This is a genomic window from Rhodococcus sp. 14-2470-1b (genome assembly GCF_002259415.1).
Classification (GTDB): Bacteria; Actinomycetota; Actinomycetes; order Mycobacteriales; family Mycobacteriaceae; genus Rhodococcoides.
In genome coordinates this window covers 250,138-275,889 of record NZ_NPFY01000019.1, presented here as the reverse complement: position 1 = coordinate 275,889, position 25,752 = coordinate 250,138, and the positions used below count along the sequence as shown (strand labels likewise).

Annotated in this window: 27 protein-coding genes; 10 read left to right on the top strand and 17 right to left on the bottom strand. The window is 64.4% G+C overall.

The genetic code is table 11. The features are described from left to right. The first annotated feature begins 98 nt into the window (after positions 1-98). Positions 99-1,328 (top strand): lipase family protein, encoded by a 1,230-nt coding sequence (locus CH293_RS15640; protein WP_255122874.1) that lies wholly within the window; start codon positions 99-101, stop codon positions 1,326-1,328. A gap of 51 nt (positions 1,329-1,379) precedes the next feature. On the opposite strand, the gene CH293_RS15635 is transcribed toward CH293_RS15640, so the two are convergent. Further along, complete coding sequence (locus CH293_RS15635; RefSeq protein ID WP_037114084.1) at positions 1,380-1,841, bottom strand: PPOX class F420-dependent oxidoreductase; 462 nt, start codon at positions 1,839-1,841, stop codon at positions 1,380-1,382. Positions 1,842-1,920: 79 nt separating this feature from the next. Between CH293_RS15635 and CH293_RS15630 the strand changes: the two genes are divergently transcribed. Continuing rightward, the gene (locus CH293_RS15630; protein WP_094720731.1) at positions 1,921-2,790 is read left to right on the top strand and encodes a polyphosphate kinase 2 family protein; all 870 of its coding nucleotides are present in this window, start codon (positions 1,921-1,923) and stop codon (positions 2,788-2,790) included. 21 nt (positions 2,791-2,811) lie between these two features. Here the strand turns inward: CH293_RS15630 and CH293_RS15625 are convergent, their stop codons facing one another. From CH293_RS15625 to CH293_RS15600, 6 genes are all read right to left on the bottom strand, one after another. Continuing rightward, a complete protein-coding gene (locus CH293_RS15625) occupies positions 2,812-3,066 on the bottom strand; it encodes a hypothetical protein (protein ID WP_094720730.1) in 255 nt (84 codons plus the stop codon). 104 nt (positions 3,067-3,170) lie between these two features. Further along, positions 3,171-4,211 (bottom strand): NAD(P)-dependent alcohol dehydrogenase, encoded by a 1,041-nt coding sequence (locus CH293_RS15620; RefSeq protein WP_037114077.1) that lies wholly within the window; start codon positions 4,209-4,211, stop codon positions 3,171-3,173. A 125-nt stretch (positions 4,212-4,336) separates the two neighbouring features. Beyond that, positions 4,337-4,612: a hypothetical protein gene (locus CH293_RS15615; protein WP_094720729.1), complete on the bottom strand. Its 276-nt coding sequence runs from the start codon at positions 4,610-4,612 to the stop codon at positions 4,337-4,339. Between the two features lie 92 nt (positions 4,613-4,704). Then, on the bottom strand, positions 4,705-5,589 hold the full coding sequence (locus tag CH293_RS15610) for a 3-hydroxybutyryl-CoA dehydrogenase (protein WP_037114071.1): 885 nt from the start codon (positions 5,587-5,589) through the stop codon (positions 4,705-4,707). Positions 5,590-5,748: 159 nt separating this feature from the next. Then, positions 5,749-7,038: an isocitrate lyase gene (aceA, locus tag CH293_RS15605; RefSeq protein WP_037114069.1), complete on the bottom strand. Its 1,290-nt coding sequence runs from the start codon at positions 7,036-7,038 to the stop codon at positions 5,749-5,751. Between the two features lie 434 nt (positions 7,039-7,472). After that, on the bottom strand, positions 7,473-7,871 hold the full coding sequence (locus tag CH293_RS15600; protein ID WP_037114066.1) for a hypothetical protein: 399 nt from the start codon (positions 7,869-7,871) through the stop codon (positions 7,473-7,475). A gap of 173 nt (positions 7,872-8,044) precedes the next feature. On the opposite strand from CH293_RS15600, the gene ramB reads away from it, so the two are divergent. Further along, on the top strand, positions 8,045-9,457 hold the full coding sequence (gene ramB, locus CH293_RS15595; protein WP_037114063.1) for an acetate metabolism transcriptional regulator RamB: 1,413 nt from the start codon (positions 8,045-8,047) through the stop codon (positions 9,455-9,457). Positions 9,458-9,482: 25 nt separating this feature from the next. On the opposite strand, the gene CH293_RS15590 is transcribed toward ramB, so the two are convergent. Genes CH293_RS15590 through CH293_RS15565 form a run of 6 tightly spaced genes read right to left on the bottom strand, consistent with a single transcriptional unit; the run spans position 9,483 to position 13,739 of the window. Further along, positions 9,483-10,613, bottom strand: a complete 1,131-nt coding sequence (locus CH293_RS15590; protein WP_037114061.1) for an LLM class flavin-dependent oxidoreductase — start codon at positions 10,611-10,613, stop codon at positions 9,483-9,485. A gap of 16 nt (positions 10,614-10,629) precedes the next feature. Then, a complete protein-coding gene (locus tag CH293_RS15585) occupies positions 10,630-11,448 on the bottom strand; it encodes an NADPH-dependent oxidoreductase (protein ID WP_019666570.1) in 819 nt (272 codons plus the stop codon). A 45-nt stretch (positions 11,449-11,493) separates the two neighbouring features. Further along, positions 11,494-12,483 (bottom strand): MBL fold metallo-hydrolase, encoded by a 990-nt coding sequence (locus CH293_RS15580; RefSeq protein ID WP_094720785.1) that lies wholly within the window; start codon positions 12,481-12,483, stop codon positions 11,494-11,496. A 22-nt stretch (positions 12,484-12,505) separates the two neighbouring features. Continuing rightward, positions 12,506-12,991 carry a DUF2029 domain-containing protein gene (locus CH293_RS15575; RefSeq protein ID WP_094720728.1) on the bottom strand — a complete coding sequence of 162 codons (486 nt, stop codon included), beginning with the start codon at positions 12,989-12,991 and terminating at the stop codon, positions 12,506-12,508. Further along, positions 12,988-13,512 (bottom strand): hypothetical protein, encoded by a 525-nt coding sequence (locus tag CH293_RS15570; RefSeq protein WP_094720727.1) that lies wholly within the window; start codon positions 13,510-13,512, stop codon positions 12,988-12,990. Before CH293_RS15570 ends, CH293_RS15575 begins: the two co-directional genes overlap by 4 nt. 2 nt (positions 13,513-13,514) lie before the next feature. After that, positions 13,515-13,739 (bottom strand): helix-turn-helix transcriptional regulator, encoded by a 225-nt coding sequence (locus tag CH293_RS15565; RefSeq protein ID WP_037114054.1) that lies wholly within the window; start codon positions 13,737-13,739, stop codon positions 13,515-13,517. Between the two features lie 188 nt (positions 13,740-13,927). On the opposite strand from CH293_RS15565, the gene urtA reads away from it, so the two are divergent. The 6 genes from urtA (at position 13,928) to CH293_RS15535 (ending at position 19,483) form a co-directional block, all read left to right on the top strand. Next, positions 13,928-15,202 carry an urea ABC transporter substrate-binding protein gene (urtA, locus tag CH293_RS15560; RefSeq protein ID WP_020112557.1) on the top strand — a complete coding sequence of 425 codons (1,275 nt, stop codon included), beginning with the start codon at positions 13,928-13,930 and terminating at the stop codon, positions 15,200-15,202. 79 nt (positions 15,203-15,281) lie between these two features. After that, complete coding sequence (urtB, locus tag CH293_RS15555; protein ID WP_037114051.1) at positions 15,282-16,166, top strand: urea ABC transporter permease subunit UrtB; 885 nt, start codon at positions 15,282-15,284, stop codon at positions 16,164-16,166. Continuing rightward, positions 16,163-17,251, top strand: a complete 1,089-nt coding sequence (urtC, locus tag CH293_RS15550) for an urea ABC transporter permease subunit UrtC (protein WP_094720726.1) — start codon at positions 16,163-16,165, stop codon at positions 17,249-17,251. Before urtB ends, urtC begins: the two co-directional genes overlap by 4 nt. Next, positions 17,248-18,078 (top strand): urea ABC transporter ATP-binding protein UrtD, encoded by an 831-nt coding sequence (gene urtD / locus CH293_RS15545; RefSeq protein ID WP_094720725.1) that lies wholly within the window; start codon positions 17,248-17,250, stop codon positions 18,076-18,078. Before urtC ends, urtD begins: the two co-directional genes overlap by 4 nt. Then, positions 18,071-18,763 carry an urea ABC transporter ATP-binding subunit UrtE gene (gene urtE, locus CH293_RS15540; protein WP_020112559.1) on the top strand — a complete coding sequence of 231 codons (693 nt, stop codon included), beginning with the start codon at positions 18,071-18,073 and terminating at the stop codon, positions 18,761-18,763. Before urtD ends, urtE begins: the two co-directional genes overlap by 8 nt. A 15-nt stretch (positions 18,764-18,778) precedes the next feature. Then, a complete protein-coding gene (locus CH293_RS15535; protein ID WP_176460024.1) occupies positions 18,779-19,483 on the top strand; it encodes a GntR family transcriptional regulator in 705 nt (234 codons plus the stop codon). Positions 19,484-19,496: 13 nt separating this feature from the next. On the opposite strand, the gene CH293_RS15530 is transcribed toward CH293_RS15535, so the two are convergent. From CH293_RS15530 to prpD, 3 genes are read right to left on the bottom strand one after another with little or no spacing between them, the layout of a single operon-like run. Further along, positions 19,497-20,642, bottom strand: a complete 1,146-nt coding sequence (locus tag CH293_RS15530; protein WP_020112560.1) for a bifunctional 2-methylcitrate synthase/citrate synthase — start codon at positions 20,640-20,642, stop codon at positions 19,497-19,499. Then, a complete protein-coding gene (gene prpB / locus CH293_RS15525) occupies positions 20,639-21,550 on the bottom strand; it encodes a methylisocitrate lyase (RefSeq protein WP_037114041.1) in 912 nt (303 codons plus the stop codon). The genes CH293_RS15530 and prpB overlap by 4 nt, the downstream gene beginning before the upstream one ends. Beyond that, entirely contained in the window at positions 21,547-23,052 is a 1,506-nt protein-coding gene (prpD, locus tag CH293_RS15520; protein ID WP_037114040.1) for a 2-methylcitrate dehydratase PrpD, read from the bottom strand. The genes prpB and prpD overlap by 4 nt, the downstream gene beginning before the upstream one ends. 166 nt (positions 23,053-23,218) lie before the next feature. Here prpD and CH293_RS15515 point away from each other — a divergent pair, with 166 nt between their 5' ends. Next, positions 23,219-24,688, top strand: coding sequence for a short-chain fatty acyl-CoA regulator family protein (locus CH293_RS15515; RefSeq protein ID WP_176460023.1), 1,470 nt, complete (start codon positions 23,219-23,221; stop codon positions 24,686-24,688). Between the two features lie 6 nt (positions 24,689-24,694). Here CH293_RS15515 and CH293_RS15510 read toward each other — a convergent pair whose 3' ends face one another. Beyond that, positions 24,695-25,636 (bottom strand): iron-siderophore ABC transporter substrate-binding protein, encoded by a 942-nt coding sequence (locus CH293_RS15510; protein WP_094720723.1) that lies wholly within the window; start codon positions 25,634-25,636, stop codon positions 24,695-24,697. Positions 25,637-25,752: the final 116 nt, after the last annotated feature.

Here is a 25,752-nt window from a genome sequence, read left to right as displayed (position 1 = left end):
CGCACTGCCGACCGTGGTTGGATCGACGCGTGTTCGGTTCTCGCGCTCCCCGGTTCCTGCCGGCGAAACCGACAGCAGGTCCGGCGGGAGGCGCGGCGGTGATCGCCGTATGCGCAGCACTCACAGCGGCGTGCAGCTCCACGGCCGCCCAGCCGCCCGCACACTCACCCGCCCAGCCGCCCGCACACTCGGCCGCCCAGCCGCCCGCATATTCGACGAGCATCCCCACCGCCACGGCCGAGACCATCGCCGCGCGCGGCACCGTCGTGTCGAGTTCCACGACGACGCCGTTCGATCCAGCACTGTTTCCGGCCGGCACCACCGCGGCGACTGTCGTGTACAACTCCGCATCCGGCGTGGACGGTAGCCCGACCCAGGTGAGCGGAGCAGTGTTCGTCCCCGACGGCCCCGTCCCCATCGGCGGACGGCCCATCGTGGCGTACGCGCACGGAACCGTCGGGATCTCCCCCGGGTGCGCCCCGTCCGAGAAGCGAGACCTCGCCGGAGACGCCGATGTGGTGTCGCGCTTCCTCGAACGCGGATACGCCGTCGCATACACGGACTACCAGGGCTTGAGCAGCACCGTCGACTCGCCGGCACACCCGTATCTGGAACCGCGTACCGCGGGCTTCGACGTCATCGACTCCGTCCGCGCCGCCCGCAACCTCGACCCGCGCCTGTCGACTCGGTGGGTCGCCGTCGGCTGGTCACAGGGTGGCCAAGCAGCATGGGCTGCAAACGAATTGGACGGCGTGTACGGAGACGGTCTCGACCTGCGCGGCGCCGCAGTCCTGTCTCCCGCGCTGGATATCTCGCCCGGAATCATCGAAGCCCAGAGCTCGGGAACGTCGGGCGAAGCAGATGGCCAGCGGGCGGTGTACCCACTGATCGTCGAGGGTGCCGCCCGCGTCGACCCGTCCATCGACCCCGCCGACCACCTGCACGGAGCCCTCGCCGGCAACCTCGACGACCTCGTCGGATGCAGCACCGCGAGCAGCGAGGCACAAGCCGCCGCAGCCGCCGACGTCCAGCCGGGCGACACCACCGCGTCGACTCCCGCAGCCGCAGAACAACTGACGCGCCGCATGCAGGACTACTCGCTGCCACGCACAGCGTCACCCGCACCGATCCTCGCCGTCTACGGCTCCGAGGACACCGTGGTGAAACCCGCCTGGACCGAAGCCGCGCTCGAACGAGCATGCAGCCTCGGCGACACCCTGCTGGCCGTCCGCCTCGAAGGCCAAGGCCACGACGTCGACCCCGGCACCCTCGTCGAAACCTGGGTCGACGACCGCTTCACCGGCGGCCCCGCACCCAGCAACTGCTGAGCCGTCACATTCTCCCTGGCGGGCTTGTCACATTCTTCCCGGGTGGGCTTGTCACATTCTCCCGGGCGGGAAGCCACCTTCGGCGACGGGACCCCAGGATTCGATCGTGATGCGTATCAACGACTTTCCCTGCTTCAGCATTGCCTCGCGGTACTCGTCCCAATCGGAATGCTCCCCGGCGATGCTGCGAAAGTACTCGACGAGCGGTTCGACGGCATCCGGCACGTCGAGGATTTCAGCGGTTCCGTCGATCTGGACGTAGGCGTCGTTCCATTCGTCGGAATGAACGCAGACGGTGACGGCGGAGTTCCGCCTGATGTTGGCCACCTTGGCACGTTCGGGGTACGACGCGATGACGATGCGACCCTCGGAGTCGACGCCGGATGTCACCGGTGAAACCTGTAGGCCACCATCGCGTTTGTGCGTGATGAGCGTCGAATGATGACGTGGGCGGATGAAGTCGAGGAGTTGTTCACGTGCGACGGATTCAGCGGTTGCCAGTTTCGGAGCCATGCCTCCAGATTAGCCGCGCAGCGCGACGCGATCTCGGTTCTCGGCGGAGAAGGGTTCACACTGCTACTAGGGTCCAATCATGGCGAAGCATTCGAAGAAAAGCAGCAACCTGTGGTCGACCCCTGCGGCCGAGATCCTCCGCGCGACCGACGAGACGTCCGTCGCGGACCTGGATTGTTCACTGACACCGGGTTTCGAAGGCACCAAGACCGACGGGCAGGCGCTGCTCGCGGAGCGCGGCGAGGTGCTCTCTGCGTTGCAGGAGAAGCTGTACGCCAACGGCCGGTCCGGTGATCTGCGCTCGATCCTTCTGGTACTTCAGGGCATGGACACCGCAGGCAAAGGCGGCATGGTGCGCCATGTCATCGGAATGGTCGACCCGCAGGGCGTCGACCTGGCGTCGTTCGGAGTTCCGACGCAGGCGGAGAAGCAGCATCACTACCTGTGGCGTATCCGAAACGCCCTGCCCCGCGGTGGACGGATCGGGGTTTTCGACCGCTCGCACTACGAGGACGTGCTGGTAGTCGCCGTCCACGACCTTGTTCCGCGTCAGGTCTGGGAACCGCGGTTCGACGAGATCAACGCGTTCGAGAAAGAGTTGGTCGACGGCGGCACGCACATCGTGAAGGTCGCGTTGTTCGTTTCTCCGGAAGAGCAGCGAAGCAGGTTGCAGGAGAGGTTGGATCGGCCGGACAAGCACTGGAAGTACAACCCGGGAGACGTCACCGAACGCGGATTCCTGCCGCAGTACCGCACCGCGTACCAGCGTGTCATCGACAGGACCAACACGGACTACGCACCGTGGCACGTCATTCAGGCCGACCGCAAATGGTACGCACGCTTGGCGGTGACCGAGCTGCTGATCGATGCACTGCAGAAGCTCGACCTCGATTGGCCGAAAGCCGATTTCGACGTCGAGGTGGAGAAACAGCGTCTCGCGGACAGCTAGCGACGGACTTCTCCGACCGGGTCAGGAGTCGGGGTGCCCTGTTCCGCCGACGAGACCCATCGCCGACGCCATCGCGACGACGCACACACAACCTGCGATGACGGCGACGGTGCCGAGACCGTTGAAGGCCGACAGTGCGAACAGGACGAGCGCGAGCACACCGACCGTGATCAGTGCATACCGCGCGGCGTCGGGATGGGCGTCGACCAGTGCATGGCCGGCAGAACTGTGCCCGGCAGCGGCCATCTTGCCGTGACGGCTGGACGAAGTCTTCATGAAAGTGTCCTTTCCTTGCGGAGAACATCTTCCGACCCGACTTCGACGTTACGCCTGTGGGCGGCAGGTAGCGCCCGTCGCTACCTGCCGCCCACAGGAATGGATCAGAAGGTGTCGGCGTCGATGACGAAGCGATACCGAACGTCGCTCTTCAGGACGCGCTCGTAGGCTTCGTTGATCTTGTCGGCCGGGATGGTTTCGATCTCGGCGCCGATGTGGTGTTCCGCGCAGAAGTCGAGCATTTCCTGAGTCTGCGCGATACCGCCGACCATCGAGCCTGCGAGGCTACGACGGTTCGCGGCGAGCGTGAATCCACGAACCTCGATCGGCTCCGACGGCAGTCCGAGGATGACGAGCGAGCCGTTGATCGCGAGCAGCGACATGTGCTTGTCCATGTCGATTTCGGCAGAGACGGTGTTGATGATCAGGTCGAATTCGCCGCGCAGCTTCTTGAACGTCTCCTTGTCGGAGGTCGCGTAGTAGTGATCGGCTCCGAGGCGCTTGCCGTCCTCTTCCTTGCTCAGAGTCTGGCTCAGCACGGTGACCTCGGCTCCGAGGGCGTGGGCGATCTTGACGCCGACGTGGCCGAGTCCGCCCATCCCGATGATGGCGACCTTCTTGCCCGGGCCTGCACCCCAGTGCTTGAGCGGCGAGTACAGCGTGATGCCGGCGCACAGCAGCGGTGCGGCTACGTCGAGTTCGATGCCCTCGGGGATCGACAGCACGAAGCCCTCGGTCACGACGATGTGCGTCGAGTAACCGCCCTGGGTGATCGACCCGTCTGCCTGCTTGGAGTTGTAGGTCTGGGTGACGCCCTTGAAGCAGTACTGCTCCTCGCCTGCCAGGCAGGCGTCGCATTCGCCGCACGAGTCGACGAAACAGCCGACACCGACGCGGTCGCCGACCTTGTGCTTGGTGACGCCGGAGCCGACCTCGGCAACGATGCCTGCGATTTCGTGGCCCGGGACCACCGGGTACGTGGTGCCGCCCCATTCGTTGCGGGCGGTGTGAATGTCGGAGTGACAGATGCCGGCGAACTTGACCTCGATGAGGACGTCTTTCGGTCCGAGCTCGCGACGATCGATCGTCACCTTCTCGAGCGGTGCATCGGGGGCTGTCGCTGTGTACGCGGTAGCTGAAGTCATGACTACATTGCTACCTACGCATCAGTAGCTTGGCAAACGGCCGAGGCATGTTTAGCCAGGTGAAAGCACTGCGAGCAGGGAATTCCCGTTCGGCGGGAGGCGTTCGCTACATTCTCGTCCGGGCTTCAGCTGTTGCGAGCGATGTTGTACCCGAGCCAACCGACGTACGCACCGAGGCCGACCAGACCGATCTTGCGTGTCTTCGGGTACGCAATGGCGGCTCCGACGACCAGTTCCGTTGCGCCGTTGCGCGTGATCCAGTCGCGGGTGTCCTTCGGGAACGGCCGCTTGGTGATGGGCTCGAATGCCTCGGGAACTACGAAGTGAGCTGCGCCCGTCGCGGCCAGTCCGATACCGAACGCCTTCGGCAGCACTCCACCGGACTTCTTCGACTTGCTCATTCGCTCTCCCCTAACGTCGTCGGACGCGCCGTGTGCGCACCACCAAGTTATCGCGGTCGTGAGTGGAAATGTGTCCCGACACCTACATTCGCTCACGAGGGCTCTTTCACTACCCGGCCGTTCTCGTAGCGATAGAACCCTGCGCCTGTGCGTTTACCGGTCGAACCCGATTCGACCATACGAAGAAGCAGCGGCGGGGCGGCGAAGAGTGGTTCGCCGAATTCGGCGTACATGGAATCCGCGATGGACTTGACCGTGTCGAGTCCGATCAGATCTGCGAGCGCGAGCGGCCCCATCGGATGCGCGAGACCGAGCACCGTCGCCTTGTCGATGTCTTCCTTGGTGGCGAACCCGGACTCGACCATCCGAACAGCGGAGAGCAGGTAAGGAATGAGCAGCGCATTGACCACGAACCCGGATCTGTCCGCCGAGCGGACGACCTGCTTGCCGAGTACGTCGCCGGCGAATTTCTCGGCGCGTTCGGCCACTGCGTCACTGGTTTTCACGGTGGTGACCAGCTCCACGAGAGGGAGAACCGGCACCGGATTGAAGAAGTGCAGCCCGACGACTCGGTCGGGCGAGGCCGTCGCGACACCGAGTTTCATGATCGGGATCGACGACGTGTTCGACGCGAGGACTGCGCCGGGGTCCGTCACCACTGCGTCCAGACGAGCGAAGATGTCGGACTTGATGTCCTCGTCCTCGGTGACGGCTTCCACGACGAGTTCCCGATCCGCGAAGTCGTCGAGATCGGTCGTGAAGCGCAGTGTGCACGCTGCCTGTTCGCGTTCGCGTTCGGTGATCTTGCCGCTGCTGACGCCGCGGTCCAACGATCGTAGGACGCGTGTGCGTCCTACGGTCGTCAGCTCGCGAGTGTGCTCGTAGACCAGAACGTCGAGGTGCGCCCGGGCGCAGACTTCTGCTATCCCGGCCCCCATCTGGCCGGCGCCGACAATCCCCACCCTCTCGACCGTCACGGCGGACTCCTTCGATGCATACACGACAACAGCTGTAGGCGAGGTGGGGTAACTCTGACCGGGTACCCCCAGAACCCGGGCGATACAGATCAGGCGGCCCGCAGCGAAACGCTGGGACCGCCTGACTGGTGCGCTGACTATCCGGGGAGGCGGACTAGCTCAGTGGAACTGGCCCTCTTCGGTGGAGCCCTTCAGCGCTGCGGTCGAGGTGTTGGGGTCGACCGTGGTGGCGATGGAGTCGAAGTAGCCTGCGCCGACCTCACGCTGGTGCTTGATGGCGGTGAAGCCACGCTCTGCTGCAGCCTTGAACTCGCGCTCCTGCAGGTCGACGAACGCGGTCATGCCTTCGCGGGCATAGCCGTGCGCCAGGTCGAACATGCCGTAGTTGAGCGAGTGGAAGCCCGCGAGGGTGATGAACTGGAACTTGAAGCCCATCGCTCCGAGCTCACGCTGGAACTTAGCGATGGTCGCGTCGTCCAGGTGCTGCTTCCAGTTGAAGGACGGCGAGCAGTTGTACGCCAGGAGCTGGTCCGGGAACTCCGAGCGAACCGACTCCGAGAAGTGCTTGGCGACCTCGAGGTCCGGCACGCCGGTCTCCATCCAGATGAGGTCTGCGTACGGCGCGTAAGCCTTGGCGCGCGCGATGCAGGGCTCGACACCGTTCTTGATGCCGTAGAAGCCTTCTGCTGTGCGGGTGCCGTCGAGGAACGGCTGGTCGCGCTCGTCGACGTCGGACGTCAGAAGCGTGGCGGCCTCGGCGTCGGTGCGGGCGATGACGACGGTCGGAACGTCCGCGACGTCGGCAGCAAGACGCGCCGAGGTCAGCGTGCGGATGTGCTGCTGGGTCGGGATGAGCACCTTGCCACCGAGGTGGCCGCACTTCTTCTCCGAGGCGAGCTGGTCCTCCCAGTGCGATCCGGCGACGCCGGCCGCGATCATGGCCTTCTGCAGCTCGTACACGTTGAGGGCACCACCGAAGCCGGCTTCGCCGTCGGCGACGATCGGAGCGAGCCAGTTGTCGACCGACGTGTCACCCTCGACGCGGGCGATCTCGTCGGCGCGCAGCAGTGCGTTGTTGATGCGACGAACGACCTGCGGCACCGAGTTGGCCGGGTACAGGCTCTGGTCGGGGTAGGTGTGTCCGGACAGGTTGGCGTCGCCTGCGACCTGCCAACCGGAGAGGTAGATGGCCTTGAGGCCTGCGCGGACCTGCTGAACGGCCTGGTTGCCGGTCAGTGCGCCGAGCGAGTTGATGTAGTCCTCGTTGTTGACGAGGTCCCAAAGAATTTCGGAGCCGCGGCGAGCAAGGGTTGCTTCCTCGACGACGGAGCCTTGCAGCTTGGAAACCTGCTCGGCGGTGTAGTTGCGCGTCACGCCCTTCCAGCGAGGGTTGGTGTCCCAATCCTTCTGGATTTCTTCTGTAGTTTTCGGGGTGCCGGTGGTCGACATCTCAGCTCCAGTCTCTATCGGATGTGCGATACGGCCGACTCGGTGCTCGAATTCTTCACATCGTTGCCAGGCCGTGCGGGTGTTCTTCCACAGAGTGGCACACCCAAAAAGGGCCGTCCACCTGTTACAAGTGCCAATCTTGGTTAGGTTTCAATCAACCCTTGCTAACTTTGCGAAGATCGACGCTGGATCGCCACCGCCCGATCGGAGAGCTTTGCTACTCGCCAGTAGGACGAAAGCGCAGTTCATGAACGCAATTTACGAAAACCGTCCGACCGTTCCAACCGGACAAACGTACTGTTTTCATGAAATCGTCTGAATCGAGCCAGATGACAGCAGCTGTGACCAGTATCACACACGGTCGCTCGGTCCTGTACGCAGAAAGCAGCCCCGGCATCGTGCCGGGGCTGCTTTCGGTCGAGAAGTGAACAGCGTCAGCTACGCACCCGCACACGTCCGGGGGACGACGCCAGGAGCACGCTCGGCCGGATGTCACTCCGGCCGGTTGCTACGCCGAGAACACCCATTGCCGCAATGACGACGCCGCCGACGAGCGCGAACAGATCTGCCGTGACGAGTCCCGCCGGGAACGCGAGCACTACCGGCGACACAGCGAGAGCCGCTCCGAGTACGACATGCGCCCAATGACTCGACCGCGACGCCGCGGACATCGCCCACAGCGCGGTGCCTGCGGACAGCAGACCGAGAATCAGAATGGCTCCGGATACGCCGGTGTCACCGTCGACCGGAAGCCAGATGGTCGAGGCCACCAAAACGATGCCTGCCACGAGCACGACGGCGTCGCGGACGAGTTCACGAAAATTGTCGGACATGATGAGCCTCCCTCTTAATTACTTATGCGAAACAACACCTATCGGTATACGCCTCCCGGCGCCCGGTTGTTCCGCTCAGGCCCCGAATTGTGATCCACGGACCACCGCGAATTTGTTCGTGCACTGCAGGCAAAGCCTGTTAACGCATTTCTTCGCAGGCGTAACCTGAGCGCATGCCCAAGACGTTCGTCGGCGTGCGCCTGCGCCAACTACGCACGGAACGCAAGATGAGTCAGGTCGCACTTGCCGGACAGCTCGAGATCTCCGCGAGCTACCTGAACCAGATCGAACACGACGTGCGGCCTCTCACCGTCCCGGTCCTGCTGCGAATTTCCGAGGTGTTCGGCGTCGACACGTCGTTCTTCTCGTCCGAGGACGACACCAGGCTGGTGGCCGAGTTGCGCGAAGTCGCGCTGGATCAGGACATGGGCATCGTCGCCGACGCACACGAGATCGCGCAGATGGTGTCCTCCCATCCGCAGTTGGCACGAGCGATGGTCAACATGCATCGTCGGTATCGCAACACCACCGCTCAGCTCGCCGCGGCGACCGAGGAGCGGTTCGCCGACGGTAGTGGCAGCGGGTCGATCAGCAAGCCGCACGAGGAGGTACGTGACTACTTCTATCAGCGGCAGAACTATCTCCACGAATTGGACACAGCGGCAGAGGAATTGACGTCGCGGATCCGCTTCCACCGGGCCGACGTCGGTAACGAGATCGCCAAACGCCTACGCACGGTGCACGAGGTGCAGATCGTCAATCGGATCGATCTGGGCGAGAACGTTCTGCACCGGTTCGACCCGAAGACTCGGCTGCTGGAGATCTCGCCCCACCTGTCCGGCGGGCAGCGGGTGTTCAAGTTCGCGGCAGAATTGGCCTACCTGGAGTGCGCGGACCTGCTCGAGCAGATGGTCGAGGAGGGCGGTTTCACGTCCGAGGCGTCCAAGAAGCTCGCGAAGCTGGGGTTCGCCAACTACTTCGCCGCCGCGACCGTTCTGCCGTATCACCAGTTCCACGACATCGCCGAGGATTTCCGCTACGACGTGGAACGATTGTCGGCCTTCTTCTCGGTGAGCTTCGAGACGATATGCCATCGCTTGTCGACGCTGCAGCGGCCGAAGCTCCGCGGAGTTCCGTTCTCCTTCGTCCGGGTCGACCGCGCCGGGAACATGTCGAAACGGCAGTCGGCGACAGGCTTTCACTTCTCGTCGAGCGGCGGAACGTGCCCGCTCTGGAACGTGTACGAGACGTTCGCCTACCCGGGCAAGATCATGACTCAGATCGCGGAGATGCCCGACGGGCGCAGTTATCTGTGGATCGCTCGGACCGTCGAGCGCCGCGCGGCGCGGTACGGCCAACCGGGCAAGACCTTCGCCATCGGTCTCGGGTGCGAACTCCGCCATGCGAGCCGATTGGTCTACGCGGACGGGTTGGATCTACACGGATCGTCGGTGGCCACGCCCATCGGAGCGGGTTGCCGTGTCTGCGAGCGGGCGAACTGCCCTCAACGCGCCTTCCCTCCCCTGGGCAAGGACCTGGACATCGACGAGCATCGTAGTTCTGTGTCTCCCTACCTCGTTCGCTGAGCGGCGTCGCCGCACTCGCAGCGGGTCAGGAGGCGGTGAAGCCCTTGGCTCGGTCGGCGTCGAACGGACTCCACAGTGTCGTGGACAGTTCCTTCTTCACCAGAGGGATCACTTCCTCCGCGAAGCGGCGAAGCGTGTCCTTCTGCTGCTCGAAGTCCAGCACATGATTCACCGACACCGACTGCAGATCGTGCCCGTAACTGTTGTGGTAGTCGAGAATCTTCTCCGCAACCCTGTCCGGGGATCCCACCAGTGCCGGGCCGCGCTCGACAGCATCCTCGATGGTCCGGAAACTCGTCACCTTCCCCTTCGCGGCCGGGTCGTGCTTGCCACCGAGGTCACTCCGCAGGCTACGCTCCAGCCGCTTGTCCTGCTGGGCCACGAACCCTTCGTAGATCGGCCGGAACTCGTCGGTTGCCTGTTCGGTGGTGTCGGCGAGGAACAGTCCGCCGGAACCCGATCCGACGTAGAGCTTCTCCGGGTCGTGGCCGTGTGCGAGGTACTGCTCCCGGTATCGATCGATGAGAACCTTGTAGTTCTCTCGCGGCTGCAGTGCGTTGGCGGTGACGATGGGATCTCCCCACTTCGCGGCCAGGTCCACCGCCTCCACCGACGTCGCGGATCCGTGCCAGATTCGAAACGGCCCGTCGAACGGCCGTGGAAGGGTGGTCGCGTCGACGAGTGGGTGCCGGTGCGTCCCGTTCCAGTCGACGTGCTCTTCACGAACGAGCCGCCGAAGCAGCTCGTAGTTCTCGGTGAGGTACTCGTACTGCTTGGAGATGTCGAGGCCGAACAGTGGGTACTGCAGTGCTTCGTTGCCTTTACCGATGACGGGTTCGAATCGTCCGCGGCTGAGTTGGTCGATCGTCGCGAAGTCCTCGGCGACACGGATCGGATCGAGGACGGCGACGACGGATACTCCGGTCGACAGCAGGATCCGGTCGGTCGCGTGGGCGATGGCACCGAGAATCACCGTCGGCGACGAGGACAGGACGTCCCCGGCGTGACGTTCTCCGACGGAGAAGGAATCGAAGCCGAGTTCTTCGGCGAGAACTGCCGTTTCGACGACGCGACCCAGCCTGTCCGACGGATGGACGACCTCCCCGGTCACCGGGTGCGGTGGGTTGAAGATGATGTCCAGAATCTGAAATCGCACGTCGAGTGTCTTTCTGTTATTTGGAGAGCAAGCCGCGGGCGGAGAGTGAATCCCGAATGGTGTCGCGGCCTTTCAGCGATGTCGCGTCGCGCAGCCGTGCGAGCACGGCGGTGGTCCATGCCGTCGTGCGCCCCTGTTCGCGGTTGTACTCCCCCAATCGTTCGTCGTAGACGTCGATGCCGGAGTCGGCCGTCTCGGCGTCGTAGACGTCGTGATGGAGAACCGACGCCAGCGGCAGTCGAGGCTTGATACCGGGACCGGTGCCGTCGGTGGCGACAGCGGAGCGGCCGACGGACAGCCCGAACACCGGGAACGCCGCGGGAGGCAGGTCGAGCTCGTCGGAGATCTCTTCGGGCGCGTTGCGGACGGCTCCCACGTACACCGTCCCCCAACCGAGTGACTCCGCGGCGACGACGGCGTTCTGCGCGGCCAATGCTGCGTCGATCGCGCCCAGGAGCGTCGAGTCCAGGTAGTCGGCACCCTCCGACGGCACACCCCGGCGTTCGGCCAGGCGCCGGACACGGCCCAGGTCGGCGAGAAACACCAGGAACACCGGAGCTTGGGCAATGAAGGCCTGGTCACCTGCCAGCGTCGCGATCCGTGCCTTGCGTTCTGGATCACGGACGGCGACGACGCTCCAGGCCTGCAGGTTGGACGACGTCGGCGCGGACTGTGCTGCTGCGACGATGGTCTCGATGGTGGCGGTGTCGATCGGGTCCGAGGTGAAACTGCGCACCGAGCGATGGGAGAGCAGCACCTCCAGCGTCTCGTTCCGGTGCGCGAGCTCGCGTAGGTCCGGGTCGCGGTAGCGCTGAAATACTGGAGCAGGAGTCACTCGGACGATGATTGCCGCGTCGGTGCAGCGTGCACAGTGTTGGACTCAGCGTGATTCTATTGCCCGCAGCAGCGCCCCTGCGTCGGCGAACGCTCGTGCGCGGCGCAGCAGGGTCGGCGGGGCTGCAGGCTCGCCCTTCCACAGGCGGTAAAGGGTGGACATGGTGAGCACGAGCCGTTCGGGCGAGCCCCACGCCTGATATGGCTGAAAGTCCCTCGACTGCATCATGTTTCGTGCCGCATGCGCATACTCGACACCGGCGTCGAAGTGTTGGCGGCCGGCGTCGTCGACCCAGGTCCAGTACTCGCGGACCGCGCGGATCTCGTCGGCACCGCACAGTGGTCCGTGACCGGGCACGTACACGGCGGCGTCGAGCGCCAGTAGATGATCGAGTGCGTCGATCCAGTTGGACAAGGGCCCGTGCCACAGGATCGGCGTCGAACCGATGAACAGTAGGTCACCGCTGAACACGACACCGACGTCGGGCACGTGGGCGATCAGGTCTCCCGCCGTGTGCGCGGGCCCCAGGTATCTGAGTTGTACGGCTCTGGTTCCGACGTCGATCCGTTCCGTCACGTCGAAGGTGTGATCCGGTAGCCGCGGCGAGGTACGGGGGAAGGTCGCGCCGCCCCGCACACGGTCCATGTAAGTCCCGGTTGCTCCGACGGGCCCTGGTAGCCGACCTGCCAATGCCCCCAACGACGCGAACAGGTGTACGCCCGACGGGGGTGTCTCCTCCTTCATCGCGTGCAACGACGCTGTGCTCGTGATGATTCTGGCGTCCGACGGAACCGTGTCGTTACCCCACCAATGGTCGCCGTCCGAGTGCGTGTTGACCACGTCGGTGACCGGTGATCGTCTTGTGAGAGAGCGATTTTCGGATGCGATGGCGTCGGCCCTGCCAGTATCCCAGACGGTGTCGATCACCATCGACGCCGCACCGTCGCCGACGATCAGGCCGGTGTTCGTCTGACCCCAGCCTCCAGGCGTCCACAGGTGAGCCCAGGTACCGTCGGCGATCTGCTGTGCGTTCATGCACTCGACCCTAGCCATCGGGTCACTGGTCCGCCTCGGCTTCGAAGCGGGCGTTGCGACGACGCATCCACCACACCCCGAGCCCGACGACTCCACCGCCGACGACGGCCCCGACAACACCGCCTGCCCAGGAACTCGCGTCGGAGAACGTGTCCGGTTGCACCCTGATCAACGCCCCGACGTATCCGATGACCAGCACCACCGCGACGACGAGTCCGCGCACCCGGTTGATCTTGGACGCGGTGTACAGGTTGACCTTCCGCGCCGCCGAGTAACCGATGGTCAGGACGTTGATCACGGTGAGGGTGACGAGGATGCCGAGGCCGACCCATGCCCCGGTGCTGCCTGCCACCCACGGCAACACCGCGGCAGAGACGAGCGAGGCCCACTGGAAGAGCTGAAACCCTATGGCCGACGCCTCGTTCCACACATCACGCTGACGTTCGTCGTCGTAGAACTCGTCGTCCAGATCGCCGACGAATCGGAGTGCTTTCACGAACGCGTTCATATCTGCTCCTTCGTCAGTTCCTGCAACTCGGTTGCTTCGGCAGCAGCTTCGGCCTCGCGGCCGAGTCGACGCTTGCGAACGAGGCCGTGCACCCCGCACCCGACGCCGACGCACGCTCCGATGGCCATACCGACGAACACGGCTGTACCTCCTGCGCTCAGGTATTCGGAAGCCAGGGTGATCATCGCGCCGAACGCCGCGATCAGGTACACGCCGGTGCACAGGTAGATCCGTGGGCGAGCCAGTGATTGGGAGGTGTACATGTCGAGGCCTCGGGCCTTCGCGTACATCAGAACCATCGACGACACCGTGAAGAACACGGCCAGCACGCCGAGCGTGATCCAACTGCCTGTCACGCCTGCCACCCACGGGAGAACGGATCCGGCGATCAGCAGAGTCCAGACGAACAGCTGAAACCCTATGGCCGAGGCCTCGTTCCACACATCGCGCTGACGTTCGTCGTCGTAGAATTCGTCGTCGAGGTCACCTATGTACTGCATCACCGCTGTGAAGGTGCTCATCTCTACTCCGTTTCGAAGAGTGTTTCGACGGTCGTTCCCAGTGCTTTTGCCAGCTTGATCGCGAGGTAGACGCTCGGGGCGTAATCGCCGCCCTCGACCGACACGATGCTCTGCCTGCTGACTCCGCAGATCTTGCCCAGCTCGGCCTGGGTGAGCCGCGCCGCTTTGCGGTGCTCGCGCACCGAGTTGATCTTCAGCGCGTCGGTGGTCTTCGCCGCGTCTCTCATAGGTAAAAGTCAAGCGAACTTGTCACCGGATGTCAACCCTGCTTGTCATTTCGATCGACGGCCGGTTGTTTACACCCGCGTAATCCGTGCAACGAACTCGTCACCGCGGAACATATCGGCGCAATACTTCCCCTTTACTGTCTGCAATCGCGAATACAACTCCGTATACAAGCGAAAGGGCTTCCGCGATGCCTGCTCTTCCTTCCAGCAAGTTCGCCACCAAGGCACTGGTGCTCCCCGCAGCGCTGGCGATGGTCGGACTGACCCTCACTGCATGTGGCAGCAGGGCCGGTGACACGGCATCGGGCGAGGGTGGCGGGGCCACCGAATCCTGCGTCGACACCTCGGGCGACACCGTCAAGGTCGGTTCGCTGAACTCCCTGTCCGGCACGATGGCGATCAGTGAAGTGACGGTACGTGATTCGATCGCCCTGGCCGTGGAGGAGATCAACGCGTCGGGAGGCGTCAACGGAAAGCAGATCGAGGTGGTCGCCGAGGACGGCGCGTCCGAGCCCACCGTGTTCGCGGAGAAGGCCGAGAAGCTCATCAGCAGTGACTGTGTCGCAGCAGTATTCGGCGGGTGGACGTCGTCGTCGCGCAAGGCCATGCTTCCGGTCTTCGAGGACAACGACGCACTCCTGTACTACCCGGTGCAATACGAGGGCCTCGAGGCGTCGGACAACATCTTCTACACCGGCGCCACGACCAACCAGCAGATCATCCCCGCCCTGGATTACCTGAAGGAGCAGGGCGTCACCTCGCTGTACCTGGTCGGTAGCGACTATGTCTTCCCGCAGACCGCCAACCGCGAGATCAAGGCGTACGCCGCAGCCAACGGCATCGAGATCAAGGGCGAGGACTACACGCCGCTCGGGTCCACCGACTTCTCCACCATCGTCAACAAGGTTCGCTCCGCCGACGCGGACGCCGTGTTCAACACGCTCAACGGCGACTCCAACGTCGCGTTCTTCCGTGAATACACCAATGCCGGCCTCAATGCCGCTGACATGCCGGTGATTTCGGTGTCCATTGCCGAGGAAGAGGTCGCGGGCATCGGTGCGCAGAACATCGCGGGTCAGTTGACGGCGTGGAACTACTACCAGACGGTCGACACACCGGAGAACTCGAAGTTCGTCGCCGACTACAAGGCCAAGTACGGCGCCGACAAGCCGACCTCCGATCCGATGGAAGCCGCGTACACCTCGGTGTACCTGTGGAAGAACACCGTGGAGAAGGCAGATTCGTTCGCAGTCGCCGACATTCAGGCCGCGGCGGACGGCGTGAGCTTCGCAGCCCCCGAGGGTGAAGTGGTCATCAACGGCGACAACCACCACATCTCCAAGACCGCGCGCATCGGTGAAATCCGTCCCGACGGCCTGATCTACACGGTCTGGGAGTCGCCGGCACCGATCGAGCCCGACCCGTTCCTGGAGACCTACGACTGGGCCGCCGACCTCAACTGACCCCGGTCCCCGCTGTGCGCGCACATGCAGGCCAGGGCCGGCATGTGCGCGCACGGAGGGGCCTGTAAAGGAGCCTTACATGGATGTCGTAGTCGGGCAGCTGTTCACCGGCCTGAGTATCGGATCGATTCTCTTGCTCGCCGCTCTGGGACTCTCGCTGACGTTCGGTCAGATGGGCGTCATCAACATGGCTCATGGTGAGTTCATCATGGCCGGTTCGTACACCGCGTACGTCGTGCAGCAGATCGTCTCCACCGGCGGAGCGTCGCTGTTCATCTCTCTGATCGTCGGATTCCTCGTCGGCGGCGCCATGGGCGTCCTGCTCGAGGTCACGCTCATCCAGCGCATGTATCACCGGCCGTTGGACACACTGCTCGTCACCTTCGGTGTCGGTCTGGTTCTCCAGCAGCTCGCCCGCGACATCTTCGGCGCTCCGGCCGTCAACGTCGTCTCCCCCGGCTGGTTGTCCGGCGGTGTCGACATCCTCGGAGCCGTCGTCCCCAAGACGAGGATCTTCATTCTCGTTCTCGCCGTACTCTGCGTTCTCGCACTGTCGTTCGCGCTCAAGACGACACCGATGGGTCGACGCATCCGCGCGGTCGTGCAGAACCGCGATCTCGCCGAGACGTCGGGTATCTCGTCCCGCAAGACCGACATCTCGACGTTCTTCATCGGGTCCGGCCTCGCCGGCGTCGCCGGTGTGGCGTTGACGCTGATCGGCTCCACCAGTTCCACCGTCGGGCAGAGCTATCTGATCGACGCGTTCCTGGTGGTCGTCGTCGGCGGCCTCGGCCAGATCAAGGGCGCGGTGATCGCCGCGTTCACACTCGGCATCGTCAACTCGTTCATCGAGTACAACACGACGGCGTCCATTGCCAAGGTCATTCTGTTCGTCCTCATCGTGATCTTCCTCCAAGCCCGCCCGCAGGGTCTGTTCGCGGTCAAGACAAGGAGTTTGGTGTGAAAACCTTCGTCGCGAAACGTGGAGCATGGCTGGGTTTCGCCATCGCCGCGATCCTCCTGTTCGCCGTCGCACCGGCTGTTCTGAGCGAGTTCAGGCTCAATCTTCTCGGCAAGTTCATCTGCTACGCCATCGTTGCGGTAGGCATCGGATTGGCATGGGGCCGAGGCGGAATGCTCACCCTCGGTCAGGGTGTGTTCTTCGGGCTCGGTGCGTACATCATGGCGATGCACCTCAAGATCTCCGACGCCGACATCCGCGGCGACGCGGTCCCGGACTTCATGTCCATCGCCGGTATTCGCGAGCTACCGTCGTACTGGGTTCCGTTCCAGTCTCCGCTCGTCACGATCCTCGGAATCCTGTTCATCCCGGCTTTCGTCGCACTCGTCCTCGGTCTCGGCGTCTTCAAGCGTCGGGTCAAGGGTGCGTACTTCGCCATCCTCAGTCAGGCGCTGGCCGCTGCGTTCGCCATCCTGCTGATCGGTCAGCAGAGCACGGGCGGGTCCAACGGGCTCAACCGATTCCGCACGTTCTTCGGTTTCAACCTGAACGACCCCGCCAACAAGCAGATGCTCTTCTTCATCGCGGCAGGTGTTCTGCTCGCGGTCGTCGCCATCACTCGTCAGCTGATGTACTCGCGGTACGGTGAGCTGCTCGTCGCCGTTCGCGACCAGGAGGAGCGCGTCCGCTTCCTCGGATACGACCCGGCGAACATCAAGATCGTCGCGTACGTCGCAGCCGCGTTCTTCGCCGGCCTCGCCGGAGCCCTGTTCGTGCCCATCGTCGGGATCGTCTCACCCAACGACGTCGGCATCGTCCCGTCCATCGCCTTCCTCATCGGCGTTGCGATCGGCGGACGCACCACACTCCTGGGGCCGGTGCTGGGCGCGCTCGGCGTCGCGTGGGCTCAGACCACACTCTCGGAGCAGTTCCCGTCCGGGTGGACCTACGCACAGGGATTGCTGTTCGTCGTCGTCGTCGGATTCTTCCCAGCGGGTGTGGCGGGACTGTTCGCACTCCGGAAACGAAAGAAGGCAGGTGACGACGTGGTCACCGTCGACACCGTGGAGAAGGAGCTCGTCAAATGATCCACGTGGAGGGGCATCAGCCCACGTTCGGTGGCAACGCAGGCATGTCGAGCCAGTACCTCGAAGTCCGCGGTCTCACCGTCAGTTTCGACGGCTTCAAGGCCAACACCGACGTGAATCTCACTCTCATGCAGGGTGATCTCCGATTTCTCATCGGCCCGAACGGTGCAGGCAAGACGACGCTGATCGACGCCATCACCGGACTCGTCCCGGCTACGGGATCGGTCACCAAGTCCGGCGTCGAACTGCTCGGCAAGAAGGTGCACCAGATCGCGCGGCTCGGCGTCGGTCGAACGTTTCAGACCGCCAGCATCTTCGAGCAGCTCACCGTGTTGCAGAACCTCGACATCGCAGCGGGATCGGGACGCACGTGGTCGACGATGCTGCGTAAACGCAAGACGGTGTCGGACGAGATCGAGGAGGCGCTCGAGACGATCGGTCTGAAGGCACACCGGGACAAGCCGGCGGGCATTCTCGCGCACGGCCAGAAGCAGTGGCTCGAGATCGGAATGTTGTTGGTGCAGAACGCCGATGTGCTTCTGCTCGACGAGCCCGTTGCCGGTATGAGTCACGAGGAGCGGGAGGAGACAGGTGAACTGCTGCGCCGCATCGGCGGTGAGCGCACGGTCGTCGTCGTCGAGCACGACATGGACTTCATGCGCGCGTTCGCGACGTCGGTGACGGTCCTCGCCGGAGGCCGAATCCTGTCGGAGGGAACCGTCGCCGAGGTCCAGGCCGACCCGAAGGTCCAGGAGGTGTATCTCGGTACCGCAGCGGCGGGCGAGGAACTCGATCAGATCGCAGAAGAAGGAGACAGTCATGCTTGAGCTGATCGACGTACGCACCGGGTACGGCCGGAGCGAGGTCATCCACGGTGCGTCGCTCACCGTTCCGGCCGACGGCGTCGCCGCCGTCATGGGACACAACGGTGCAGGGAAGACGACGCTGCTCCGCGCCGCTGTCGGACTGCTGAAGGTCACCTCGGGCAAGGTCATGTTCGACGGTGAGGACGTCAGCGCGCTACGCCCGAGTGCCCGCGTCGCGCGTGGTCTCGCCTACGTCCCCCAGGGGCAACAGTCCTTCGGGCAGTTGACGACGGCCGAGAACCTGCAGGTCGTCGCCGACGGCCGTAAACGCGGAAAAGCGCTGATCGACGAGGCCCTCGACCTCTTCCCCGCGTTGAAGGAGCTCCTCACCCGTCGTGCCGGACTGTTGTCCGGCGGGCAGCGTCAGCAGTTGGCGATCGCCCGGGCACTCATCACCGAACCGAAGATGCTGATTCTCGACGAGCCCACCGAGGGCATTCAGCCGTCGGTCGTCGCCGAGATCGAGCGCACCATCCTGGATCTGACCCGGCGCGGCGGTCTCGGTGTCCTGTTGGTGGAGCAGCACATCGGCTTCGCTCTGGAATCCGCACAGAACTACTACATTCTCGAGGCCGGCCGAATCACGTCGAGCGGCACCGGCGGGGCCGATTCGGAAGCCGACGTTCGTGCAGCGATGGCGATCTGAGCGGCGACCACGAACATGACAGATGTGCCCTACACCGCGATCAGCGGCGGAGGACCTCTGCGCGAACAGGTGTACGTCGCGCTCCGCCAGGATCTGATGGCGGGAGTGTTCGATCCGACGACACGCCTCGGCGAGGAGAAACTCGCCGAGGCGTACGGGGTGTCGCGCACGCCCGTCCGAGAAGCGATGGCGCGTCTTCTCGCCGACGGGTTGGTGCAGCGACTCGACGCGGGCCTCTTTCCGTACCGGCCACGTCTCGACGATCTGGCCGACCTCTACGAACTCCGCACGACATTGGAGCTCCGAGGAATCGACCGGGTCGACACCCAGCCGCACGACGCCACCGCGGTCCGCGAGGTCCTGAACGACTGGACGCAGGCGAGGTCGTCGCTTCCGCACCCGGACGCGGACTTCGTCGCGCGGGACGAATGGTTCCACGTGACGCTGCTGGCGGCGTCGGGCAATCCTGCGTTGGCCGAGGCTCTTCGTGCGGTGAACGCACGGATACGACCGGTGCGGATGTTCGATTCCCTGACTCGGGAGCGCATCGCGTCCACCGTCGACGAACACGTTGCCATCTGTGCGGCCGTCGTGGAGGGGGATCTCGCTGCGGCACGCGCGTTGCTGCTGGCGCACATCGACCTCGCGCAGCGGATCGTCATCGACCGAGCAACTCAGGCTCTGTCGATGGCGAAGATCGCACTGGCAGTGCAGAATTGAAGCTCTGACGGCGTCATGCACCGACGGCGCGCTGCGGAACGCCTGAGTAGTCGCTGAGCGGACGGATGAGCGCATTGGATGCACCCTGCTCGATGATGTGGGCCGTCCAACCGGTGATTCGGCTCATCACGAAGATCGGGGTGAAGACGTCGATGTCGAAGCCCATCAGGTAGTACGTCGGCCCGGTGGGGAAGTCGAGGTTCGGCTCGATCGAGGTCTCCTCGTTCATCGTGCGTTCGAGTACGTCGTACATCCGTACCCATTTGCGGCCGTTCGTTGCTTCGGCCACGTCCTGGAAGGCTGCTCGCATCGTCGGCACCCGCGAGTCGCCGTTCTTGTAGACACGGTGCCCGAAGCCCATCACTTTCTCCTTGGCCGCGAGCTTGTCCAGGAGCCACTGCCTCGCCAGGTGCGGTTCGCCGATGTCGAGCATGGCGTGCATGACCGCTTCGTTGGCCCCGCCGTGCAACGTTCCCTTCAGTGCGCCTATCGCCGCGGTGACGGCACTGTAGATGTCCGACAGTGTCGAGGTCACGACTCGGGCTGCGAACGTCGACGCGTTGAAGCTGTGCTCCGCGTACAGGATCAGTGACACCTCGAACGCCTCGACGATCTTCGGGTCGGGCACGCTCCCGAAGCACATGTTCAGGAAGTTCTCGGCGAACCCCAGGTGGGTGTGCGGTGCGATCGGATCGAGGCCGCGTCGACGACGGTGATCCGCGGCGACGATGGTCGGTAGTACGGCGGTCATCCGAAGCGCCTTGTTCAGGTTCGCCGACGCCGAATTGTCCTCTTCCGCCGGGTCTTCCGCGCCCAGATAACTGATCGCGGTGCGCACGACGTCCATCGGGTGGCAGTTGTCCGGCATCTTCGCCACCAGCGACAACAACGATCGGTCGGCGCGGCGGTGAGCCCGCTCTCGCTGCGAGAACAGCTCGAGTTGCGGGTTCGTCGGTAGCTCGCCGTTCCACAGCAGGTACGCCACTTCCTCGAAGCTGCAGTGCTCCGCGAGGTCCTGCACGGCGTACCCGCGGTAGGTCAGGGAGTTGGTCTCCGGGACCACCTTGGAGATGGCCGTCGTGTCGACGACCACTCCGGCCAGGCCTTTGTGGATCGTCTTCGTCTCGGCCAGGGCAGCTCTCGTTGTCGGATAGGTCATCTCGCGTCCCTCGTGTAGGTGAAGATCCCTCGATCGAATCGGTTGTACTGGTCGTACTCGAGCAGTTCGTAGAGGCGGCTGCGGTGTTGCATGCGGTCCAGGTCGGCGGCTTGTGTTCCGGTGGAGGCGATCTCACGTAGCCCGTTCTCGACGGCGAACATCGCCAGCCGCAGCGTCGTGACCGGGTAGATGACCGCGTTGTACCCCAGGTCCTGGAGTACGTGTGCCGGTATCAGCTCGGATTTGCCGAATTCGGTCATGTTGGCGAGCAACGGCGTGGTGACGGCACCGCGGAACGCGGCGAACTCGGCCTCGTCGGCCAATGCTTCGGTGAAGATGAGGTCGGCCCCGGCGTCGGCGTATGCCTTCGCCCGCGCGATCGCAGCGTCGATTCCCTCGATCGCGCGCGCGTCGGTGCGCGCGCAGATCACGAAGTTCGGGTCGCGCCGCGCAGACACCGCGGCCCGGATGCGCTGCACCATCGTCTCGGTGTCGACGACGGCTTTGCCGTCCAGGTGGCCACAGCGCTTGGGATTGACCTGGTCCTCGAGGTGGCAGCCGGCGATGCCTGCATCCTCGAGCATCGTGACGGTGCGTGCGGCGCTCATCGGTTCACCGAAGCCCGTGTCGGCGTCGATCAACACCGGCAGGTCGGTCACGCGTGCGATCTGCTGTCCTCGGCCAGCGACCTCGCTCAGTGTCGTCAGTCCGATGTCGGGCAGTCCGAGGTCCGCGGACAGCACTGCACCGGAGACGTACACACCCTCGAACCCGATCTCCTGCACCAGTTTCGCGACGAGAGGCGAGAAGGCACCGGGCAATCGCTGGATCGTGCCCGAGGCGAGACCGGCGCGAAACGCCGCCCGCTTGTCCGACGCCGACGTCGATGCGGCAATGAGGCCGGTCATCGGAAGATGCCCTTCGGGGTCTTCGGCGCCCGGGCCAGCACGTCGCCGCCGACCGTGAACGTGAGTCGGTCGAGCTCCCCGGCCGCCAGCGTCGGCGCGTTCTGCGCAGCGGTGAGGAAGCGGTCCTGCTCGTCGGGAGCCACGATCCCGTCGGCGAGCGTCCTGAACTTGTCGATGTACTGCTCACGAGCGAACGGCCGGGCGCCCAGCGGATGGGCGTCGGCGACCGCGAGTTCGTCGACGATGACGGTCCCGTCCTTCAGCGTGATCTCGGCACGAGCGCCGAAAGCCTTCTCGTCCGGGTCGGTCGAGTGGTACCGGCGGGTCCACTCCGGATCCTCCGCCGTCGAGATCTTGTTCCACAGTGCGATGGTCGCCGGTCGCTGCGCACGCTCGGGAGCGTAGGACCGCTCGTGGTGCCACTCGCCGTCTTCGAGCGCCACGGCGAAGATGTACATCACCGAGTGGTCGAGCGTCTCCCGGGATGCTGTGGGATCGAACTTCTGCGGATCGTTCGACCCGGTGCCGATGACGTAGTGCGTGTGGTGACTGGTGTGCAGCACGATCGTCTCGATCCGGTCGAGATCGTCGATGCGAGAGCGCATTCGGCGGGCCAGGTCGATCGGCGCCTGACTCTGGTACTCGGCCGAGTGCTCCTTGGTGTAGCTGTCGAGAATCGCGCGCTTGGCCTCGCCCGGTCCGGGCAACGGCACCTGATATTCGGCGTCGGGTCCACCGAGAAGCCATGCGATGACGCCGTCCTCGCCCTCCCAGATCGGCGACGGTGCCCCCTCGCCGCGCAGCGCCCGGTCGACGGCTTCGACGGCGACCTTTCCGGCCAGAGCCGGCGCGTACGCCTTCCAACTCGAGATTGCGCCCTTACGTGACTGACGGGTAGCGGTCGTGGTGTGCAGTGCCTGGCCGACGGCTTGGTAGATGGTCTCGGTGTCGAGTCCGAGGAGCGTTCCGATACCCGCTGCTGCCGACGGCCCGAGGTGGGCGACGTGATCGATCTTGTGTTCGTGCAACGAGATCGCTCGTACGAGGTCGATCTGGATCTCGTAGCCGGTGGCGAGTCCGCGGATCAGGTCTCGGCCGGAGCACCCGGAATGCTGGGCGACGGCGAGGATCGGCGGAATGTTGTCGCCGGGGTGCGAGTACTCCGCCGCGAGGAACGTGTCGTGGAAGTCGAGTTCACGCACGGCGACGCCGTTGGCCCAGGCCGCCCACTCCGGTGAGAACGTGCCGGGTACGCCGAACACGGTCGCACCGGGGCTGTACGGATGCGCCTGCGCTTGGGTGCGCGCACTCGTGACCGGTCGACGCACCAGGGAGGCCGCGGCCACCGACGCGTTGTCGATGATGCGGTTCACGATCATGTCGGTCGTGTCCTCGGGTACCGGGACGGCATCGGCCGCCACCTCCGCGACTTTCCACGCCAGGTGCTCGGACCGGGGGAAGTCCTCGGCGGATCGACGGGTACGTACCAGATGGGTCTTCACTGACTGGTCCTCTTCTGCTGTGCGGTCACGCTTCTTTTGCAAACGTACGCACCTGGCCTCACCTGCGAAAGGTGTGGCCCGTGCCTATTTTTGCGATGCGCAGGGTGCAAATTTGCGAATGTTGCGAATGCCCGTCGGATACTGTCTCCAGCACGAGGAGGTCGCAGTGCAGAAGATCTACGCCGGCAGTCGCCTGCGACGGTTGCGCGCCGACCGCGGGTTGACTCAGCTCGCCCTGGCCAGGACGCTCGAGCTGTCGCCGAGTTATCTGAATCAGCTCGAGAACGATCAGCGTCCACTCACCGTGCCGGTCCTGCTGCGCCTGAACAGCACGTTCGACCTGGATCCCACGTTCTTCGCCACCGACACCGACGCCAGGTTGGTCGCCGATCTGCACGACGTGCTCGCCGAGACCTCGGACGACGGTGAAGTCTCCATGTCGGAAGTGCAGGAGTTGGTGTCGCGGATGCCGGACATCGGCCGCACACTCGTCGGTCTGCATCGGCGGTTGCACGCCACGACGGATCGATTGGAACGTCTCACCGCGGGTGTCGACGGCCGCGGCACCGATCTGCCCGTCGACGGTTCGCCGATGCCCTACGAGGAGGTGCGCGATTTCTTCTACGATCGGCGCAATCACATACCGGAGCTGGACCTCGCGGCCGAAAAATTGTTCGCACGCGAGGGTTTGACCATCGGCGCTCTCGATCTACAGCTGGCCCGTGTCATCGAGGCGAACTACGGCGTCACCGTCGACATCGAGGACGACGGCGATGGACGGCTGGGACCCAAAGGACGGCTGGGCCCCAAGGAACAGCTGGGCCTCAAACAGCTGGGCCCCAAGCGCATCTACTCGCAGGGAAGGCTCACTCTCGCCAGGCGATTGACCGCGGGCCAGCGGGCGTACCAGATCGCTACTCAACTGGCGTTTCTGTCGCAGGCAACGATGATCGATGCTCTCGTCGACGCCGATTCGTCGTTGAGCGCACCCGCACGCGAGCTCGCCCGAGTGGGTCTCGCCCATTACTTCGCAGGTGCGCTCCTGCTCCCCTACGAGACTTTTCTGGACGCGGCGGAGTCGGTGCGCTACGACATCGAGTTGCTGTCGCTGACGTTCGAAGTGGGATTCGAGACCGTCTGCCATCGACTCTCGACTCTGCAACGACGCGGCGCCAAAGGCATCCCGTTCTTCTTCGTCCGCACCGATCGCGCCGGGAACATCTCGAAGCGCCAGTCCGCTACCGCATTTCACTTCTCCCGGGTCGGCGGAAGCTGCCCGCTGTGGGTGGTTCACGACGCGTTCGCGGCGTCCGGGAGAATTCTCACCCAGGTCGCGACGATGCCCGACGATCGCAGTTATCTGTGGATCGCCCGCACCACCGAGAGCGGTGGGCTCGGGTTTCGCTCACCCCGCAAGCACTTCGCCATCGGGCTCGGCTGCGACATCGCGTACGCGAGCCGAGTCGTCTACGCGGACGGGTTGCCGCTGGACTCCGGTGCCGCCGCGGTGCCCATCGGCCCGGGATGCAAGGTGTGCGAACGCACCTCGTGCGCGCAGCGGGCGTTCCCACAGCTGGGGCGGCAGGTCCACGTCGACGAGAACGTCGACACCGACCTGCCGTACCCCTACACGTGATACGTCTCAGTTCGGCTGCGAGAGAATGCGTTCGATGTCGTCGAGGACTGCTTGCCCGCCCTTCGGTCCGACTCCGGTGATCCAGTAGGACTGATCGACGGCCTGCGGGTTCGGCAGGGCTCCCGGGTTCGCCGTGATCGCGGCGGGGATCGCCGCCGGGTCGGACGGATCGGTTGCGGTGACGACGATGACGTCGGCGCGCGCCTCGGTGACGAGCTCGGGAGACAGGTCGACGGAGATCTCGTCGGCCCATTCCGGCCGCGGCGGTGTGGTGAAGCCTGCGCATTCCAGCGTGCTGCCGGCGAAGGACAGCGGACCGTACAGCGTGAGCACGTCGTCTCGAGGCCGGATCAACTGCGCGGTGCGACCTTCGGTGTCGAATCGAGTTGCGATGTCGGAGCAGCGGTCTCGATATTCCCCGAGCAGGGCCTGCGCGTCGACCTCTCTACCCAGCGTACGACCGACGAAGTCGACGTTGTCCTGCCACGGATCGGACTGCGAGGCCATGAACACCGTCGGCGCGATGGCCGCGAGTTGGTCGTAGTACTCGGAATGCCTCGTCTCGGTCCCGAGGATGAGATCCGGCTTCAACGCAGCGATGGATTCGATCCTCGGCTCGGCGACGGTCCCGACCGTCTCGATCGACGCAGCCTCGTCGCCCAGATATGCCGGGACACCGGTCGCTTCGCTGAGAACTGCGGTGCCGACCGGGACGACACCGAGCGCGACGGACGTATCCAACTCGACCGGCTCCAACGTCACGATGCGCATCGGACTGTTCGGAACCTCGACGTTGCCGCGAACGGTCTCGACGGTCCGCGTGCCCTGCTCGTCGGCGCTGCCGCTGGACTCGCTCGCCGATCCCCCGCCGCCCGACGAGCACGCGACGAGGCCGAAGGCCAGTATTCCGACCGCTACCGCCACGCCGCGGTAATCAGACCTCGACATCGTGCATTCCTCCGTACCTCGATGAGTGAAAGTTCAATGAAGGTTAGCCTGTCTTGCGTAGCCGATGGGCAGACCATGTAGCCCGTTTTACTGATACTTTGGACTGCGAATCTTCG

Bases quoted from the DNA above. Each gene is read 5' to 3' on its own strand.
- CH293_RS15615 (WP_094720729.1), bottom strand. From the start codon at position 4,612: ATGAGCAAGTCGAAGAAGTCCGGTGGAGTGCTGCCGAAGGCGTTCGGT.
- aceA (WP_037114069.1), bottom strand. From the start codon at position 7,038: ATGTCGACCACCGGCACCCCGAAAACTACAGAAGAAATCCAGAAGGAT.
- CH293_RS15620 (WP_037114077.1), bottom strand. From the start codon at position 4,211: ATGACTTCAGCTACCGCGTACACAGCGACAGCCCCCGATGCACCGCTC.
- CH293_RS15530 (WP_020112560.1), bottom strand. From the start codon at position 20,642: ATGACCTATCCGACAACGAGAGCTGCCCTGGCCGAGACGAAGACGATC.
- urtD (WP_094720725.1), top strand. From the start codon at position 17,248: ATGATCCACGTGGAGGGGCATCAGCCCACGTTCGGTGGCAACGCAGGC.
- CH293_RS15575 (WP_094720728.1), bottom strand. From the start codon at position 12,991: ATGAACGCGTTCGTGAAAGCACTCCGATTCGTCGGCGATCTGGACGAC.
- CH293_RS15565 (WP_037114054.1), bottom strand. From the start codon at position 13,739: ATGAGAGACGCGGCGAAGACCACCGACGCGCTGAAGATCAACTCGGTG.
- CH293_RS15635 (WP_037114084.1), bottom strand. From the start codon at position 1,841: ATGGCTCCGAAACTGGCAACCGCTGAATCCGTCGCACGTGAACAACTC.
- CH293_RS15630 (WP_094720731.1), top strand. From the start codon at position 1,921: ATGGCGAAGCATTCGAAGAAAAGCAGCAACCTGTGGTCGACCCCTGCG.
- urtB (WP_037114051.1), top strand. From the start codon at position 15,282: ATGGATGTCGTAGTCGGGCAGCTGTTCACCGGCCTGAGTATCGGATCG.
- ramB (WP_037114063.1), top strand. From the start codon at position 8,045: ATGCCCAAGACGTTCGTCGGCGTGCGCCTGCGCCAACTACGCACGGAA.
- CH293_RS15535 (WP_176460024.1), top strand. From the start codon at position 18,779: ATGACAGATGTGCCCTACACCGCGATCAGCGGCGGAGGACCTCTGCGC.
- CH293_RS15570 (WP_094720727.1), bottom strand. From the start codon at position 13,512: ATGAGCACCTTCACAGCGGTGATGCAGTACATAGGTGACCTCGACGAC.
- prpB (WP_037114041.1), bottom strand. From the start codon at position 21,550: ATGACCGGCCTCATTGCCGCATCGACGTCGGCGTCGGACAAGCGGGCG.
- urtE (WP_020112559.1), top strand. From the start codon at position 18,071: ATGCTTGAGCTGATCGACGTACGCACCGGGTACGGCCGGAGCGAGGTC.
- CH293_RS15625 (WP_094720730.1), bottom strand. From the start codon at position 3,066: ATGAAGACTTCGTCCAGCCGTCACGGCAAGATGGCCGCTGCCGGGCAC.
- CH293_RS15580 (WP_094720785.1), bottom strand. From the start codon at position 12,483: ATGAACGCACAGCAGATCGCCGACGGTACCTGGGCTCACCTGTGGACG.
- urtA (WP_020112557.1), top strand. From the start codon at position 13,928: ATGCCTGCTCTTCCTTCCAGCAAGTTCGCCACCAAGGCACTGGTGCTC.
- CH293_RS15510 (WP_094720723.1), bottom strand. From the start codon at position 25,636: ATGTCGAGGTCTGATTACCGCGGCGTGGCGGTAGCGGTCGGAATACTG.
- CH293_RS15600 (WP_037114066.1), bottom strand. From the start codon at position 7,871: ATGTCCGACAATTTTCGTGAACTCGTCCGCGACGCCGTCGTGCTCGTG.